The sequence below is a fragment of the Spirosoma foliorum genome, from assembly GCF_014117325.1.
Classification (GTDB): domain Bacteria; phylum Bacteroidota; class Bacteroidia; order Cytophagales; family Spirosomataceae; genus Spirosoma; species Spirosoma foliorum.
Genome location: NZ_CP059732.1, coordinates 2,846,661 through 2,863,797, shown reverse-complemented (window position 1 = coordinate 2,863,797; position 17,137 = coordinate 2,846,661). Strand labels below are relative to the sequence as shown.

General features: G+C 45.4%; 21 protein-coding genes. 9 read left to right on the top strand and 12 right to left on the bottom strand.

Annotated features, from left to right (window positions below):
* Nucleotides 1-253 precede the first annotated feature (253 nt).
* Both H3H32_RS12035 and H3H32_RS12030 read left to right on the top strand, forming a co-directional pair.
* Nucleotides 254-802 carry an RNA 2'-phosphotransferase gene (locus tag H3H32_RS12035; protein ID WP_182462940.1) on the top strand — a complete coding sequence of 183 codons (549 nt, stop codon included), beginning with the start codon at nt 254-256 and terminating at the stop codon, nt 800-802.
* 33 nt (nt 803-835) lie between these two features.
* The gene (locus H3H32_RS12030; protein ID WP_182462939.1) at nt 836-1,621 is read left to right on the top strand and encodes a nucleotidyltransferase domain-containing protein; all 786 of its coding nucleotides are present in this window, start codon (nt 836-838) and stop codon (nt 1,619-1,621) included.
* A 111-nt stretch (nt 1,622-1,732) separates the two neighbouring features.
* Here H3H32_RS12030 and H3H32_RS12025 read toward each other — a convergent pair whose 3' ends face one another.
* The 5 genes from H3H32_RS12025 to H3H32_RS12005 all read right to left on the bottom strand — a co-directional run bounded on the left by H3H32_RS12025 (nt 1,733) and on the right by H3H32_RS12005 (nt 4,021).
* On the bottom strand, nt 1,733-2,443 hold the full coding sequence (locus H3H32_RS12025) for a DUF2461 domain-containing protein (RefSeq protein ID WP_182462938.1): 711 nt from the start codon (nt 2,441-2,443) through the stop codon (nt 1,733-1,735).
* A gap of 503 nt (nt 2,444-2,946) precedes the next feature.
* Nucleotides 2,947-3,177, bottom strand: coding sequence for a hypothetical protein (locus H3H32_RS12020; RefSeq protein WP_182462937.1), 231 nt, complete (start codon nt 3,175-3,177; stop codon nt 2,947-2,949).
* Nucleotides 3,178-3,258: 81 nt separating this feature from the next.
* A complete protein-coding gene (locus H3H32_RS12015) occupies nt 3,259-3,441 on the bottom strand; it encodes a hypothetical protein (RefSeq protein WP_182462936.1) in 183 nt (60 codons plus the stop codon).
* Between the two features lie 116 nt (nt 3,442-3,557).
* A complete protein-coding gene (locus tag H3H32_RS12010; protein WP_182462935.1) occupies nt 3,558-3,743 on the bottom strand; it encodes a hypothetical protein in 186 nt (61 codons plus the stop codon).
* A 134-nt stretch (nt 3,744-3,877) separates the two neighbouring features.
* Nucleotides 3,878-4,021, bottom strand: coding sequence for a hypothetical protein (locus H3H32_RS12005; RefSeq protein ID WP_182462934.1), 144 nt, complete (start codon nt 4,019-4,021; stop codon nt 3,878-3,880).
* Between the two features lie 784 nt (nt 4,022-4,805).
* Here H3H32_RS12005 and H3H32_RS12000 point away from each other — a divergent pair.
* On the top strand, nt 4,806-5,033 hold the full coding sequence (locus H3H32_RS12000; protein ID WP_182462933.1) for a hypothetical protein: 228 nt from the start codon (nt 4,806-4,808) through the stop codon (nt 5,031-5,033).
* Between the two features lie 338 nt (nt 5,034-5,371).
* On the top strand, nt 5,372-6,412 hold the full coding sequence (locus H3H32_RS11995; protein WP_182462932.1) for a hypothetical protein: 1,041 nt from the start codon (nt 5,372-5,374) through the stop codon (nt 6,410-6,412).
* Between the two features lie 87 nt (nt 6,413-6,499).
* On the opposite strand, the gene H3H32_RS11990 is transcribed toward H3H32_RS11995, so the two are convergent.
* Complete coding sequence (locus H3H32_RS11990; RefSeq protein WP_182462931.1) at nt 6,500-7,435, bottom strand: AraC family transcriptional regulator; 936 nt, start codon at nt 7,433-7,435, stop codon at nt 6,500-6,502.
* A gap of 115 nt (nt 7,436-7,550) precedes the next feature.
* Between H3H32_RS11990 and H3H32_RS11985 the strand changes: the two genes are divergently transcribed.
* The 3 genes from H3H32_RS11985 to H3H32_RS11975 all read left to right on the top strand — a co-directional run bounded on the left by H3H32_RS11985 (nt 7,551) and on the right by H3H32_RS11975 (nt 10,146).
* Nucleotides 7,551-9,065 (top strand): aldehyde dehydrogenase family protein, encoded by a 1,515-nt coding sequence (locus H3H32_RS11985; RefSeq protein ID WP_182462930.1) that lies wholly within the window; start codon nt 7,551-7,553, stop codon nt 9,063-9,065.
* Between the two features lie 89 nt (nt 9,066-9,154).
* Nucleotides 9,155-9,535 (top strand): DUF779 domain-containing protein, encoded by a 381-nt coding sequence (locus H3H32_RS11980; RefSeq protein WP_182462929.1) that lies wholly within the window; start codon nt 9,155-9,157, stop codon nt 9,533-9,535.
* A 176-nt stretch (nt 9,536-9,711) separates the two neighbouring features.
* Nucleotides 9,712-10,146: a DoxX family protein gene (locus H3H32_RS11975; RefSeq protein WP_182462928.1), complete on the top strand. Its 435-nt coding sequence runs from the start codon at nt 9,712-9,714 to the stop codon at nt 10,144-10,146.
* Between the two features lie 130 nt (nt 10,147-10,276).
* On the opposite strand, the gene H3H32_RS11970 is transcribed toward H3H32_RS11975, so the two are convergent.
* Entirely contained in the window at nt 10,277-11,329 is a 1,053-nt protein-coding gene (locus H3H32_RS11970; RefSeq protein ID WP_182462927.1) for a spore photoproduct lyase family protein, read from the bottom strand.
* A 243-nt stretch (nt 11,330-11,572) separates the two neighbouring features.
* On the opposite strand from H3H32_RS11970, the gene H3H32_RS11965 reads away from it, so the two are divergent.
* The gene (locus tag H3H32_RS11965; RefSeq protein ID WP_182462926.1) at nt 11,573-13,120 is read left to right on the top strand and encodes a c-type cytochrome; all 1,548 of its coding nucleotides are present in this window, start codon (nt 11,573-11,575) and stop codon (nt 13,118-13,120) included.
* Between the two features lie 5 nt (nt 13,121-13,125).
* The gene (locus tag H3H32_RS11960; protein ID WP_182462925.1) at nt 13,126-13,653 is read left to right on the top strand and encodes a YceI family protein; all 528 of its coding nucleotides are present in this window, start codon (nt 13,126-13,128) and stop codon (nt 13,651-13,653) included.
* A gap of 26 nt (nt 13,654-13,679) precedes the next feature.
* Here the strand turns inward: H3H32_RS11960 and H3H32_RS11955 are convergent, their stop codons facing one another.
* From H3H32_RS11955 to H3H32_RS11935, 5 genes are all read right to left on the bottom strand, one after another.
* On the bottom strand, nt 13,680-14,498 hold the full coding sequence (locus H3H32_RS11955) for an ATP-binding cassette domain-containing protein (RefSeq protein WP_182462924.1): 819 nt from the start codon (nt 14,496-14,498) through the stop codon (nt 13,680-13,682).
* The gene (gene modB, locus H3H32_RS11950) at nt 14,495-15,160 is read right to left on the bottom strand and encodes a molybdate ABC transporter permease subunit (RefSeq protein WP_182462923.1); all 666 of its coding nucleotides are present in this window, start codon (nt 15,158-15,160) and stop codon (nt 14,495-14,497) included. The genes H3H32_RS11955 and modB overlap by 4 nt, the downstream gene beginning before the upstream one ends.
* Before the next feature lie 112 nt (nt 15,161-15,272).
* Nucleotides 15,273-16,010, bottom strand: a complete 738-nt coding sequence (modA, locus tag H3H32_RS11945; protein WP_182462922.1) for a molybdate ABC transporter substrate-binding protein — start codon at nt 16,008-16,010, stop codon at nt 15,273-15,275.
* Nucleotides 16,011-16,056: 46 nt separating this feature from the next.
* Entirely contained in the window at nt 16,057-16,329 is a 273-nt protein-coding gene (locus H3H32_RS37475) for a cytochrome-c peroxidase (RefSeq protein WP_240543754.1), read from the bottom strand.
* A 110-nt stretch (nt 16,330-16,439) separates the two neighbouring features.
* Nucleotides 16,440-16,955 carry a molybdopterin-dependent oxidoreductase gene (locus H3H32_RS11935; protein ID WP_182462921.1) on the bottom strand — a complete coding sequence of 172 codons (516 nt, stop codon included), beginning with the start codon at nt 16,953-16,955 and terminating at the stop codon, nt 16,440-16,442.
* Nucleotides 16,956-17,137 lie beyond the last annotated feature (182 nt).

Below are 17,137 nucleotides of genomic sequence, written 5' to 3'. Positions count from 1 at the left end.
AATCTCTACTATTCACAGTAATTAAAACTGGCTAAAGTTCTCACTAGAATTTTGAATCACGCGATCTTCCATAGTCTGCACATCGCTATATAACCTACACTGAAATAAGTTATTATGGCACTAACTCTAAAATGATATAATTTTGATTCAGCAGGAAAGTTAGAGTTTGGTATAAAATGCCTTTTAGATAGTGAAGAAGGTTTTACTGTAAGCCAGCACACTTTATGAGAATCGCTAAAAATGGCCAGAATTTATGAGTAATAACGAAACAAATATTAGCAGATTTTTGAGTTTGGTGTTACGACACCAGCCTGAAATAATTGGCATTCAACTAGATCAAAATGGCTGGACAGATGTTAATGAATTAATTGAAAGATCAAATAATTACGGAATTAAGTTTGACAGAGAAATTTTAAACCATATTGTCGCAACCAACTCAAAAAAACGATTTGCCTTTAATGAAACTCTTGACAAGATTAGAGCCAGCCAAGGACATTCTGTAGCAATTGAATTAGGCTATAAAAACCAAAAACCACCAGAGATACTTTTTCACGGAACAGGCGAAAAATCGGTTCAATCAATTTTGGACACAGGACTCGAAAAAGGAAGCAGACAACACGTTCATTTAAGTAGTGATATTAATACAGCCATTAAAGTTGGGCAACGACATGGAAAACCGTTTGTATTTAAAGTATTTGCAGAACAAATGTATAATGACAAATTTGAGTTTTTTATTTCAGACAATGGCGTCTGGTTGACAGACAATGTGCCGATAAATTATTTAAAACGAAATGATGAATGAAAAATAGCAATTTTAAATACAGTACAGTAAATAATGACAGACGAAATAAAAAACGAACTTTTAAGACTTGAACTTCAGCACGACATCAAAATTTTATATGCAGTTGAAAGTGGCAGTCGTGCCTGGGGTTTTGCTTCTACTGATAGCGACTGGGACGTGAGATACATTTATATTCATCGACTTGATTGGTATTTGGAAATTGACGGCAGAAAAGATAATCAAGAAGAAATTTTGCCGAACGAAATTGACCTTGCGGGTTGGGAGCTAAAAAAAGCGCTACGGCTTTTTAGAAAATCTAATCCACCTATGTTAGAGTGGTTAAGAAGTCCGATTGTGTATCTACAACAGTTTTCGATAGCAGACAAACTTCGTGACCTGACAAAAGAATATTTTAATCCAAAATCTTGCCTTCATCATTACTTACATATGGCAGAAGGTAATTACAGAGAGTATTTACAAAAGGACAACGTAAGAGTCAAGAAGTACTTTTATGTTCTACGACCAATACTAGCTTGCGACTGGATTAAACAGACAAATACGATGGCTCCAATGGAGTTTCATAAACTCCTCGACAGCCAAGTAACAGACCCAAAAATAAAGAGTGAAATTCAAAACCTATTAACAAGAAAAATGGCAGGAGAAGAACTTAATGAAGAACCTAAAATAAAAATTCTTAACGACTTCCTTGAACAGAAAATTCAGTTTTACAGCGACTATGTCAAATCATTAGGACAGATATTACAACCAGAAACCGAGAAACTTAACGAACTGTTTAGACAAACAATTTATGAAGCGTGGCCCGAGAACGGCAGCTACTAACTCAGGTTTTATGTCAGGCAGGCTTCGATACAAAACTAAACGGCAGTTATTTGTACTGAAGCCGAAACCCAACCTATGACAATACTTTGTTCGTTAGCTCTCCCCCCCCTCCTACAACGTCACCTGCTCTTCCTTCTCGTCGTAAAACAGATAATTCAATAAGTCGCAGTAGGGTTTGATGATACGGCAACCGCGTACGATTTCATCGGCGAAAGTAGGTTTCAATACCTCTTTATCGGTGTAGCGATGCATGAAGAATAACTCCTTCCGGCGCAGTAAGTCAATTTCAGGATGATCGGCGGGGTAACCTTTGGGCATCACTTTTAACGTTTCGCCATGTGCTTCCGGGAAATACGTTTTGAATTCGTCGGCTTCAATAATGTCTTTCAACTCCTGAACATTGTAATCTACCTCCTGCCGAAACTTGGCTAGATTAGCCGGTGTGGGCTGCCACATACCCGCGCCCAAAAACGATTGGTTGCCCGGTTGAATATGTACGTAATAATCAATACGGCCCGAATGCCGTCCGCCGGGACCAATGGCAAAGGCAAGATTTGATTTATAGGGCGCTTTATCTTTCGAGAAGCGGATGTCGCGGTTGATCCGGAAAATACAATCTTTTACGCTGGTATTCGCCAGTGGTTCAAACGGGCTGAGACCTGCCAACACGCGTTCCACCACCCCACAAAGCTCGGCTTTAGCTGCATCGTAGCGAGGCCGATTCGCCTGAAACCATTCCCGATTGTTGTTTTGAACGAGTTCGCTCATGAACTCTAACGTAGGTGCTGTAAAGACAGCTTTTGCGGCAGTTTTTGCTTTCATCACTAAACACTACATGTAACTAACTATCGACCAGCCACTTACATCAATAAATAATTAAAAAGGCACCAAAAATGATCAAAAAGCAGTAAATCATTTAGTAAGAACGGACTTACTATACTGCTACTCAAAAATACGGCACAATTAGCTGTATTGGTCAAAAATGAAAAATAAATGAACAGGCCGCATTACTCTTACCTTTTTGCTCAACTAGTGCAAATAAGCCCGACCCAATACCTATTCCTAATTTGATGAAACCTCACCGCGGCTACCGATTGAAAATTGGTCGTTGAAACCAATGCTCTCAACAGAGATGTCTCGGGCTCCAGGATGCTCCTCCCGAAAACGTTGACTCGCACTTTCTTCACTACTATTTAAATAGGCTGTCCGCCAAGGTTTGGGTGCAACAGAGCCGTATCCGGTGACAATAACTAATGTGTTCGTGGTCATAAGTAAAAAAAATTAGATTGGTTTAATGTAGACCCTTGCCTATGACTCGTTTACTCTTACATTGTGGAGACCTTATTTTTGACCGAAAGCTCATCCTGATGGGTTAACTTTCCCTTCCTTATCCAGGTATAATAGGCTCTTCCCGCTATCAACGCCTGGTCTTTATCCCCGCTGCGGAGCGCATTCTCATAGGCTAATCGCAACTTATTCGCTCGGTTATGCCGGTTGGAATAGTTGATAAACAGAATGGCGGCCACAACCACAACAATAAGGACAAGGGCTTCCATAGTTGAATAACTTAACCGTAAGTGAACAAGGTGCTTACCCTAGTGTGCCAGTGATAGGGCGTGCTCTGCTGCTAGTTATGTTTACACTTTGGCCAACTCTTTGGCAGGTGTAGCGATTCCTATACCCGTGCCATAATAATCAACAAACACAAAATTCGCATTCAGGCTGGTCACAGTTCCCGTTCCCAGATCTGGGTAGCCGGAACCAGTATAACGCACACGGTCGCCTTTCTTAAAATCGGTTGATTGATTTATAACTCTCATACGTACTAATCTCTGATTTAATCATCTCTAAAGTAACTAAAATCGACCTTTATTACAAATCGATCGTGAGCCCAAACGAACGTTCCATAGAATTGTCGACGTGTATTTTGTCACTATTAGCTATATAAACTGCGATAATATCGGCGCAGGCTCGTTAACCGAATCTGGTTTTTAGCTAGCTTCTCTGTATTTAGGTCTGCTTGTATGGTATTCCATGTCTGGGTTTCTACATCAGAGAGTTTTGTGATGGCTTCCTGCAGAATAAGAATATGGTCTGCCAATAATTGTTTGTGACTTATCATGAGCGTAGTGTATGTATGATAACTATCTTACTCTAGTACTGGCAACTCACATTTGCCAAAAACTATCTGTTTGACACAGAGATATCCTTATCCTGTTAAACAGATAGTTTTTGACTACTCTATTTGTGAATAGCTTATTTATTGGATTTAGTGCTGGGCTTGAGGGGCGTTGGAGCCGAATCTGCTTCGCGCTGGGCATATTTAGGTACTTTAGCTACACCTGCTACTTTAGCTGCCTTGGTTGCTATTTTTTTAGAATTTTTCGAATCGTTAGCCATGAGAAAAATCAGTTAAATGTGTTGTTATTTAGAGGTAAACGTGAATTAAAAAGCGCATCCAACTGGGTCCTAAATCTATTTCAGGACGTAACAGAGAAAGCGTTGGCTCAATACGAAAAAGAGATTGATTAGTCTAATTCGGTAAAGATCAATTATGATTTACTGTGTTTGCCTGCTGGAAAGCAAACGGGGTGCAAGGCTGGTAGTATGATAACACGGCTGGCGCGGAAACGCTTAAAAATAAATCAATTAGTTTTCGGCGAGGTGTCAGTACTAGTTTGACAAGCGCAGAATTATAATTGAACAAATTTCCCTTATAACCGCTTTAACCACTTGTGCAAGTTGACCAGGGAGCAACGAGCCCAATAATTCTTCCATAGTGCATCCAGACCTGGAGTGAATAACTGTAAAGACTTTACGCGCGGATCAAGAACAGGAATTTTCCGTCTCAAATAGGTAAGTAAACTTCGTAGCCTCCTGCCCCCTCAGCGTTCTCCGAAATTCACTAAAAACAGCCAATACGTTTCCGTTGGACATACTTTCCAATGTGTTCAGCTAGTTCTTCCAACCATAGATTTTCAGGTGCTTCTTGGGGTAAACACAGGTGATCAAGGAAGGTATATATCTAGTGAAGGTGAATGAAAAACTGCTCTTGAGACTAGAAAAGTAAATGCTGCCACTTATTCCTTATCAAAGCAAGTGAATTAGTGGCAGCGTATGACAGACAGAAAGTTAGCTAGAAATAAGCAGCTAGTTGGTTGAAATATAGACTGAGAAAAAGGACATGCGAACGGAGATTTTGTGGGTGTTGGGAATCAAGGGAGTCGGGGAGTTTATTCGATGGACGGTCATAGGGATTGCCCTGATGTTAGGTGGCTTTCAGGTCCATAACATACTGGATTATAATGACAAACTGGCGCAGGGACCATTTCAAGTTACCGCGGATTCACTTCATCACTCGGATTCGCTGTTTCTTAAACGGGTAAGAGAGTTGATACTAACCCAACAATAAGTCATCAAGTTATGCACAAGATCAGGACAATTGAGGAGATTGACCATCAGATTGATAAATATGGTCAGATACAGGTGGGGTTTGAGCGAATGCTGGTTAGTGTTACCCAGCCCGGCGAAGAGTCTTCCCAAACGGATAGACTTCTACTGGATATAGCTAATGATAATATATGCAATTGTATTAACAGAATCCATCAACTCAGGCAGCTACGGGATAAGTTGAGATAATGCAGATACACGGTTATCCCTGGATTCTATTTTTTCGCTGTATTACAGCCCTAGCGGCCAGCGTTTGGATACGCTTTTACGTCTTAGTCAGAAAACCTTACTTAACTAAGCATGAAAACGATCCAGGTTATTATCCGACTAATACTCATAGGGGTTGGTCTCAACTGGCTGAGCGCGGGCTGCGGCAAGCAAAAGGATAACGAAGTGACAGCTGCCAATGGCTGCCGCATTCAGCATTCAGCGAGCACTTTCCATAGCCAAGGTAACGATGGGACTATTCAACTCGATTATGCCTACGATGCCCAGGGGAATCTGACTAACAAAACCAAGATTAGTCAGAGCAACTCCTCAACGGTCGCCAGCGACAAAACGACCACCACAGACACTTATACCTACGATGCCGCTGGTTTTCTGACCCGTTCGGTGACGGACCTTCATCAACAATACATGTTTGCCGGAAAGCTATCCGAGTATCATTACGTATCGACTAAGACCTATTCCTACGCCAATGAGCGGTTAACTAACTACATCCAGACGGATGTCATCTATGATTCCCATATCACCAGCGGCCCTCAGCAACAAACGAGTGTCACTACTACTTCGTACACCTATGACGGCTCCGGCCAGCTTACCAAACAAACCAGCAGCAATGGGGAAAGTATTACCTATCAGAATGGTAAGGCCCTTACACTGACCAGTGGTTATGCGTTCGAGCTACAAGATGGCCTGGTGGTTAAAGCGACTTTTCCAGGAACGGATGGCAGTGGAGCAGCCCACACGCTGGTGCAAGTCAACGAGTACGATACGAACCGACGCCTAATCAAGCACCAGGAATACATCAATGATAGCCTAAGCACCTACTACACACAAGAATGGCAAACGGGTCAGCCGGCGGAATCAAGCTTACCGGCTTTTAAAGGACATCCTACTGTGCTTTCACTCTTCGGAGAGTCAGGTTTATTAACGCGCTACCGCGCTTATTCGGTAAATAATCAACACCAAGTCGTCCAGTATACGGATCAGACGTTCGAGAATCAACTCAACGCAGGAGGTTACATTCTGAGCACAAAACAAGCTAACCAAATTTTAACCAATGGGTCGCAACAGCCTGACCTGACTACCATTAGCTATACTTACACGGGTTGTCAATGAAGTATGTATGATGTATGATGTATGATATAGTTGACGCGGAATCAGTACATCCTATATTCTACATCATACATCCTACATACTTCATTCCTAGTTCAGCCCTGAGAGTTGCCGTTTGAATTGGCGGGGGCATATGTTCTCTACGGACCGAAACGCGCTACTGAAATGCGTCACACTGTTAAAGCCCGATTCGTAGCAGGCATCTGTAATGGTTTTAGCTGGATTGCTGAGGATAGTTTTAGCCCGACGAATACGCTCCGTTAGAATGAATTGAGCCGGAGAGACACCCAGTTCGCTTTTGAAAAGTCGGAAAAAGTGAGATTTTGAAAGACAGGCTTTATCGCACAATTCCTCTACCGATAAATTACGCGTGATATTCTCCCGAATATACGTCACGATATACGCCAGCCGATTCGTATTTATATGCTGATTCGTATGCAACAGCAAGCCGGTTCGTACCTGCGTTTGTGAAAGTCGGACAATCAGTTCGCGCAGGGTATTCTTAATAAAAAACGTTTTGAATGGGTTGTTCTCCCGAAATAACCGAATGAGTTTATCCCGTAACGAGCTGATTTCCGGGTCGTTTTGTAATAGATAATTATCCGTACTCAGCTGCCATTGATCCACTGTTTCTACCCGCGGAATGTTCTCATTCAACTCCGCAATGGTTTCCCGGATAAACTCGTCGGATATCGTTAGGGCCAGGCAACGTGTCGGATCGTCGGTGGTTGCATCCGGAAAATCGATCTGCATCAGCCGATCGGAAGGTAACAGCAATGATTCTCCGGGTTGATAATCGAACGGGTCCATTTCGCGCAGATGCATCACTTTCCGGCCGCTCAACATGCTGGTCATTACGGGCGCATTGAACCGTAGTTGAATCAGATCGGCTTGCTGAAATGTCTCGTATAAATGCAGCTCGGCTTCGTCATGACTAAGGGTTAACTTATTCTCTACCAGCGTATCCAACCGTGCTCCCCACGCGCTGACGGCTCCATTCGTACTACCTTTTCCTATACTTTTCATGCGTTTGAGGATGGGACGATTCCGTAAGTATTTGAGATTATAACGCAATTATAATTGTACAATTTCGGCAAAATTTGTGAAGAAGCTAATTAAATCACATAAATCCTTTTAAACCATGCAAACTGTTGAAGCACCGAGCAAAATTATGCCCCGGCCAATGTTCAAGACCCAATATGAAAACTACATTGGCGGTAAATGGGTGCCTCCCGTTGGTGGCGAATATTTCGACAACGAATCGCCGGTGGATGGCAGCCTGATTGCAAAAATGCCTCGTTCAAAAGCAGCTGATGTCGATCTAGCCGTTGATGCGGCTCATAAAGCGTTTGAAACCTGGGGGAAAACGTCGGCTACGGAACGCAGTAAAGTATTGCTCCAGATTGCCGATGTGATTGAACAGAATCTGGAGTTTCTGGCCCGCGTTGAAACGGTTGAAAATGGTAAGGCTCTTCGTGAAACAATGGCGGCTGACCTGCCTTTAGTGGTTGATCACTTCCGTTATTTTGCGGGAGTTATTCGTGCCGAAGAAGGTTCGGCAACTGAACTGAATGCCGACACACTGTCGCTGATTATCAAGGAGCCAGTTGGGGTAGTTGGCCAGATTATTCCCTGGAACTTCCCGTTATTGATGGCAACCTGGAAACTGGCGCCTGCTTTGGCCGCTGGTTGTTGCGTCGTGATTAAACCAGCCGAGCAAACACCTACGTCGCTGGCCATCATGATTGAATTGCTGGAAGGTATCATACCTCCTGGCGTGGTGAACATCATTCAGGGATTTGGCCCCGAAGCGGGTAAGCCATTGGCGCAGCATAAGCGGGTGAACAAAGTGGCGTTCACGGGCGAAACCACCACTGGCCGACTGATTATGCAGTACGCTTCCGAAAACCTGGTTCCTGTTACGATGGAGCTGGGGGGTAAGTCACCGAACATCTTCATGAAATCCATTGCCGATGCCGACGATGAGTTCTTCGATAAATGTGTGGAAGGTGCGGTGATGTTTGCCTTGAACCAGGGCGAAATCTGCACCTGTCCATCACGTCTGCTGGTTCACGAAGACATTTACGACAAGTTTATCGAGCGCGTGATCGAACGGACCAAAGCCATCAAACTAGGCCACCCGCTCGATCCAGAAACCATGATGGGTGCGCAGGCCAGTAACGATCAGTACGAGAAAATTCTGTCGTACATCAACATTGGCAAGCAGGAAGGTGCCGAAGTATTGACAGGTGGCGGCCCAGCCAACAGCGTGGAAGGTGGATTCTATATTCAACCAACCATTTTCAAGGGCAATAACAAGATGCGGATCTTCCAGGAAGAAATCTTCGGACCTGTTTTGTCGGTTACGACGTTTAAAGATGCCGACGAAGCCGTTGCCATTGCCAATGATACACTTTATGGCTTAGGTGCTGGTTTCTGGTCGCGGGATGCGCATGAGCTGTACACCATTCCCCGGCAGATTCAGGCGGGTCGCGTGTGGGTGAACTGCTATCATGATTACCCCGCTCACGCACCGTTTGGTGGCTACAAGAAGTCGGGCTTCGGACGAGAAAACCACCTGATGATGTTAAATCACTATCGTCAGGTCAAAAACCTCCTGATTTCGTACAGCAAAAACAAACTTGGGTTCTTTTGATTAATGACTGAATGACTAAGTGATTGAATGGCTGGCGCATGTGTCTATTCAATCATTCAATCACTTAGTCATTCAATCACTCATTAACTATGAACAGAATAGACCTCACTCCGGCGGCTGCCGAGATTATCAGTAAACTCCGCGCTGAAAATGGACCGCTCATGTTTCATCAGAGTGGCGGTTGTTGCGACGGTTCCTCCCCCATGTGTTATGCCGTGGGCGAATTTATTATTGGTTCGTCGGATGTGTTGCTCGGGCAAATTGATGGTTGCGACTTCTGGATGTCGAGCGACCAGTTTGAGTATTGGCAACATACCCACTTAACCGTCGATGTGACCCGTGGACGGGGAGCAAGTTTTTCGCTCGAAATTCCACTGGGCGTTCGGTTTCTGATTCGGTCAAGACTCTTTGACGACGATGAATATGCGAAGCTGCTGCCCGTTCATGTTGGGCCTTTGGAGGAAGTTTAAAACGGTTTAAGGTATTCGGTTTACGGTGACTACCGTCAGAACTAATTAAGCCGAAACAACTCATTTTATCGTATACCAAAGACCGCAAACCGAATACCTTAAACCACTAACAATCAGCTTGTTTTTCAGTTACCATATCTGTAGATTCGATTAGTTTTCACTAAATGCTTACAGGTATGAATGTTTTAAATCGAATTGAAAACTGGGGTGATACGCATCACCCAGCCTGGACCGACGCCCTACGCATTATGTTGGGCATTATACTGGTGCTGAAAGGCGTCAGTTTTATTAGTGATACGGCCTACCTGACCCGTTTGGTCGGTGGTTTGCACTTTAGCCTCTGGCCAGTTATGCTGGTCCACTATGTAGCGTTTGCCCACCTCATGGGCGGTTTTCTAATTGCACTCGGTTGCCTGACCCGTTTAATGGTCATTCTCCAATTACCCATTCTGGTGGGTGCGCTCTTCTTCGTCAACATTCGTCAGGGGTTCTCTCCCATGAATTCTGAACTTTGGTTGTCCGTTATCGTCTTACTGCTTCTTCTCTTATTCCTCGTCATCGGCTCAGGCCGGTTTTCAATGGATGAATATGTGAAGCAGCATAGTCATTGAACCTGGATTTTTATGATTTTACTGACCGACTATGATTTCTTTGCTTCGCTTTCTTTGAAAGCTTTTTCATGTTATTAAAATCATAGTCGGTCAGTAAAATCACAAAAATCCCGCGGGGCCGCCCGTGCGGTCAGAAAATGTACCGAATTCCACACCACGGAATCTCCTCTTGCACCAACTGCTCAAAAATGGCAATCATTTTCCGTTTCAACTGATGTTGGTAACGGATATTCCACCCGCCAAATTGACTGACTTTACTCTCCTGTAATTCAGGCACCCATAGCAATTCTTCGGCTTTTGGGTTAATGGTTAAATTGGCCTGATGCTGCCATTGGTTATGGGTCAGGAAAATAACCTCGCAGTTGAGCTGCTGCCGGACCTCAGGACGAACAGCCGCGTTGAGCTGGCGAAATAGCTCCCGATAGTCATTCCGCCAGGCCTTTTTGTCGCCGTCGGGGCCACTGTAAACGATAACGGGCGAGAAATTAACGTGAACCTCGTAGCCCGCATCATAAAAGTCATTAATGGCTGAAATCCGCTTTTCGATACTATCTGTCCGAACATCCACGAGCTTACTAACATGGCTGGGCATCAGGCTAAACCGAATCCGTATTTTTCGTTTTGGGTCGAAGTTCAATAGTGCAGGATTGACAAATTTGGTAGCAAAGGTGGCCTTGGCACGCGGATGATCGCGGTAAAAAGCAAATACCTGCTGTATACCATCCATCAGATCATAATCAATCGAGATATCCGAGTTACAACCGATGTCGTACGTCCAGAAAGTTGAATCGGTCTGGTTGGCGGGTTTGGGCCAGGCCAGTGAATGAACATGCTGATCAACGCTGGCCAGATTCTCATGAATGTTGGTAAACAAGGTAATTGGATTGACATTTTTATGCCGATCGACGTAACAGTACGTACAGGCTCCAAAACATCCATTCGCCAGACTCGGCGCAATATAATCGGCACTACGCCCGCTCCATTTAATATCCTGGGCCTTTAACTTACCCAGCACCAGCACATCGGACTTAACCTTAAAATGATTCATACCCAACTCGGGTAGTCGGTTATGCTGCTTCAATTCGAGCGTCTCGGCATTCGGGAATTGGGCCAGCACAGCTTCACCCCGTTCGTTGAGCGAATCGGCTGTATACAGGATAATCGATGGATTGAAATCAGGCATTAATCAGCGGTTGAGTGTCTAGTAACTAAACGCCTTATTGCATGGCTAAGTTCAAAATAAACTAATCTCAACATGCTGATTTACAATCAAATACCAGTTCACCAAAAGCAAAACAGTCGTATTTTATACTTCTCTGGAGTAATCACTCATAGCCTTACCTTCTTACAACCTTGACCGCACGCTCAAAGAGTTGTTAAAGCCAATGCCTGATGTTATATTTTGCTAAAAAACCGGTTATACCGCATGAAGCAGGTTCTATCTATCCTCTTACTAAGCTGTTTATTTCTGGGTATTCTTAGCTACACGACTCAGGAAAAAGGCGATAAAGCCAACTTATCCACTCCCTTCACTCCCGATATTCCACGCACTTGGGACAGTACTGCAATGGCGACCGTTGAACTGCCTTTAGCTACCTCAAAGGCTTCTCCCAAACACGTGTCGAGTGATTATTATTATAAACTGCCCGAACGGGTTATTTATAAAAGCTATCCGGTTTACGCACCAGGGCGTGAACCCAAAGGCTATTGGGAATGGCTGAAGAAACAGGAGCCTCAGGTTGTTTTCGATCCAGCAAAGCTCAAAACCGAAGCGGACTGGATCAAGGCGGGCGAGGTGCTTTTCGATACGCCTATTGACACCGACGGAGCTATCCTATCGAACGAGGACGTTCGCGATCCGGCTTTTTATGCGTATACCAAAATGCCGGTAACGAAAGAGGGCATAATGCCCTATGCACGCTACGTTATTGCAGAAAAAGGGAAAGTCCTCACGGGAAATCTTGCCTGTAGTATGTGCCATACGCGTGTTGAGTCGAACGGTACGGTACTCAAAGGCGCTCAGGGCAATTTCCCTGGCGATCTGGCCACCGCCTGGTTGATCCGTAATCCTAATTTCCCGGAAGCAGGCGCCCAATTTTTAACGGGTGTTTTGTTCGATGCACCCTTTGTCAAAGACGATCCCAATAGTCAACTTAGCCATAGCTCAAAAGCGGCTATTGTTAAAGCTTTCGAAGCCGTACCGCCTGGCGCATTTGGGCGTCAGGGTACCAGTATTTTGTTCCCTCCTTCGGTGCCCGATTTAATTGGCGTTCAGGAACGCACCTATCTGGATCACGGCGGATTATCCCGTCATCGGAATATTGGTGATATGATGCGTTACATTGCTCTCAATCAGGCGCTGGATTTTTTAGGCGATTATGACGGATACATTCCCGTTGGCGATCAGCATAAAACGCGACCCGAAGCCGGCAAAAGTCAGTTTACAGGCACATTCGATCGGCATAGCGAAGCCCAGTTGTATGCCATATCCAGGTACGTTTATTCACTGAAACCACCCGTCAATCCCAATAAATCCAGTGCGCTGTCGAAGCGTGGCGAAACCATTTTCATTGAGCAAGGCTGTGTTAGTTGCCATACGCCACCGCTCTATACGAACAATATGCTAACTCCTGCCGATGGTTTTACCGTGCCGGATGACCATCTGAAAAAATACGACATTTTCGATATTTCGATCGGGACAGATCCGGGTTATACGATGAAAACACGACGTGGAACAGGCTATTATAAAGTGCCATCGTTGAAAGGCGTCTGGTATCGGGGGCCTTTTTTACACGATGGTTCGTTAGCCACCCTACCTGATATGCTCGACCCAAATCGGCTACAGGACAATTATGTACCAACAGGATTTAAAGGAGCCGATGTTAAAACGAGAGCCGTTCGGGGACATGAGTTTGGGCTTGAGCTATCAGCAACCGATCGAAGTGCGTTACTGGCTTTCCTAAAAACGCTTTAACTAGTATGTACTCACGTTCACGGCTTTGTTTGCTGCTTTGCCTGTTTATCGGCGCTACTTTTTCGCGCACCAAAATTGACGAATCGGAAATCCGTTTTCAGATCACCAATGCGGGATTAACTGTAAATGGCTCGTTTACAGGCCTGGAGACAACCATTCAGTTTAATCCTGAACACCCTGAGCAGGCTCAAATTTCAGCATCGGTTCCGGTCAATACCATCAAAACGGGGTTGGCTCTACGAGATAAGCATTTACAGAAACCGGATTATTTCGACGCCGAAAAGAATCCATTGATTACGTTACAGTCGAAGAGCATCCAAAAAATCAGTCCTAACACGTACGAAGGCATTTTTGAACTGACCATGAAAGGCATTCATCGAGAGGTAAAGATGCCATTTTCCGTATCTGCCAAAAACGAATTTGTCGGTAGCCTGAAAGTCAATCGACTGGATTTTAATATCGGCAAATCCAGTCTAGTTTTAGCTGATGATGTAACGGTCAGCATTCGGGTTAAAATGGGCGAGGGATCATAATTCCACCTAAGCTGATTCACGTTGGTCTATTCTCCCCCGATCCGAATTAAATCGCCCACGCGTCGATTTGCCCAGTTCGGATTAGACGATTGAATTTGTGTCGTCGCGGTTTCAACCACCCATTGTTGTCGGACGTCATCATAGACAATATGAAGAATTTCTTCCAGTTCACTTTTGTCAGCAATTCGGTTGGCCATAAACTCATCTAGTTGAATACGACCTTGTACCAGACGAACGACCCGGTCGGCGAGTGTCCGCACATCTACCTCGTGATGGCTCACCAGTAACGTCGTTGTTCCCCACGTCTGATGAAGCGTCAATAATACTTGCCGAAGCGTTTGGCTGGCCTCAGCATCCAACGCGGCAAACGGTTCATCCAGCAGCAAGAGCTGCGGCCGACGCACCAACGCACGGGCCAACGCCACTCGCTGACGTTGCCCTCCCGACAAACGCTCAGGTTTCTGGTTGACCAATGCGTTTAGACCCGTAGCCTCAATCAATTCATACAGTAGCGTTTGCTGGCCTGCTGGGGCAGCGTATTGCATATTTTCCCGAACGGTCATATTTGGGAAGAGGGCTGTGTCCTGAAACACATAGCCAATCGATCGTTGTTGAGGTTTCCAATTTATTCCCTGCTTTTTGTCTAACCAGACCTCATCCCCAAACACAATTCGACCCTGTTTCGGATTCTCCAGACCAGCCAGCAATCGAAGCAAAGTCGTCTTCCCCGAACCAGAAGGCCCAACGATTGCCGTTAAAGTACCCGATGCTATCTCAAGTTGTACGTGAAGGTCACTGGCTCCTTCAACAAACAAGCGCGGCATTACAACGTCGATGTGGATCATACCGTTACGCGTTTATTGATCGCATAGACCAGCAACAAAATAGCAAACGAGAGACCCAGCAAGAGCGCTGCATAGGCATGAGCTGTTTCGAAATGAAGCAATTCGACTTCATCATAGATAGCAATTGACGCGACTCTTGTCTGACCGGGCAGGTTGCCGCCAATCATTAGCACCAGACCAAATTCACCAATGGTATGGGCGAATGTGAGGACAATTCCGGTGAGCAAGGCAGGTTTACAATTGGGTAAAAGTACCCGCCACAAGGTTCGCCTACGCGATTGACCTAGTGTGTAAGACGCTTCTCGCCAGGAAACCGGCAAATTTTCCAATCCGGCCTGAATCGGGTGCACCATAAACGGCAAGCTATACAACAGTGAAGCCACCACTAAGCCCTGAAACGAAAAGACGAGTTGTAGATTGACCGTTTTCAATAGCCAGGCCCCGAACGCACTCGTTGGGCTGAACGCGAGCAGCAAATAGAAACCAACTACCGAAGGAGGCAACACCAGCGGAAGGCTGATGATAGCCTCAATGACTGGTTTTAGTCGAAATTTACTAAGTGCCAGCCACCCCGCCAGCGGAACGCCAATCAGGAGTAGAATGAAGGTCGTGATACCCGCTAAGCGCAACGTTAGCCAGATGGGCTCCCAATCGATGGGCATATATATAAAAGGGATAAGGGGGATGAAAGGGAAGAAGGGGAAGAGAGGAAAGAGCAAAAAACTATCGACTTGCCCTTTCCTCCCCTTCCTCCCTCTCCTCCTTTCTTCCTTTTCAATGATACCCAAACTGTTGCAAAATACGCCGGGCCTGTGGGCTACGCAAAAACGCCATGAACTGCTCAGCCTCTTTAGGGATTGTAGTCCGTTTCAACACGACTACGCCCTGCGCAATGGGCGAATAACCCGTTGTCGGCAAATCAATCCAGTGACCGCGCTTCGTCAAACTAGGGTCGAGCACTACCGATTTGGCCGTGAAGCCTACCTCTGCCGCTCCCGACAGAATGTATTGATTCACTTGCGCAATGCTTTCACCGTATACAACTTTAGGTTGCACCTGATCCAGTAACGCTTTATGTTTCAGCAACGAAACAGCCGCTTCGCCATAGGGAGCCGTGGCTGGATTGGCGATGGCAACATGCCGAACCGCCGGATCGGAGAGTATTTTCAAATTGGTCGATAGCGGTAAATCCGTCAGCGTCCACAACACCAGCGATCCATAGGCGTAGATTACCGGCGCTGCCACCGTGAGTCCGGCTTTGTGGAGTGTTTGCGGATACTCCATATCCGCCGACAAAAAGATATCGTAAGGAGCACCCTGTTGAATTTGGGTTGTCAATTTGCCTGACGAATTGACGATCGATTCTACCTCAATGCCCGTCTTTTTCTGGAACGCCGTTTTCAATTGCACCATCACAAACTGTGCATTAGCCGCCACCGCCACCCGCAGCGGTTGTGCCTGAACGAACAGAGTTATGGGAAGCAGAAGAAGGAGAAGGGTTAGTCTTTTCATATCCATTGTAGCCTGGACGTCCACGTCCGGGTGAAAATTAAGATTACTAAGAACAATTACTCACCCGGACGTGGACGTCCAGGCTACTATAAATAATGGTTTTGGTAGAAGACAACCGGGGTTCATAGAACAATAGTCGCCCCAGATAAACCCCTTCCTGTGTTGTTGGATTATCAGCAGGGATAGTAAACCGCCCACCAAACGACGCAGGGTAATGCAGCATATATGGCCCAGTTGGCACAGGTCCATCGGCAGCCGTCCAGGCCGAAACCCAAACAGCAACAAATGCCAAACCAAGACCGATATACCCCTTTCGCATTATGTGTTTCGCTTGAATAGATAATGTAAAATGGATAATGTAAAATGAATGATTACCAGCAAAATACATTACACATTATCCATTCTTCATTTTACATTATCCATTAATAATTATTTCGCAAACCGCACTTCGATCGATTTCACCTCCCGAATCCAACGAGCTGGCTTTTTCTCACCGGGAACCACTACTCGGTAAGGTCTAACACCCTGAGGCAGTGGCGCTCCATCAACGGCATCGGCTAAGATAATGGTCCGGGTTGCAAATTCAGGATCGATTTCAGCGAGCGCGAAGATGACTTCATAGCCGTCGATGGCTTTTATAGCCACATATTTCGTCAGGTTTTCACCCCGAAGTGCGCTCCCCAGCGTAGCGCCCGCTTGCTTGAGCAATTCGGAAAGAGGTATGCCCGAGTACTTATGTTCTTTGCCATCCCGGTCATTCCCCGTTACTTCGGCATGCGGCATCGCTTTCAAATCAGCCGCCTGGAGAGTCAAAGGTTTTGTTACTTCACCGGAGATAGTCAACACGGTCTGGGCCCGACTAACCAATGTCGAAAAGAAAAAGGAAAGTGTTATGGCAATGAATAAGCGATTGGCAGACTGATTTCGGGATTTCGGTTGGTTCATGACACGTCTTATAAATTGGTGATTACTAGGTGAACAAAGAAATTTCGCCCCGCCCCTGGGAAACCTTCTGCCAGCACATAGTTCCGACCAAAGAGCTACCTATGTAAAGTTGAGCAAAAACCAGGTCGCTATAGTTCAACAAATATAACGCGATAAATCAGCTTAGATAAACCGTTTGATAC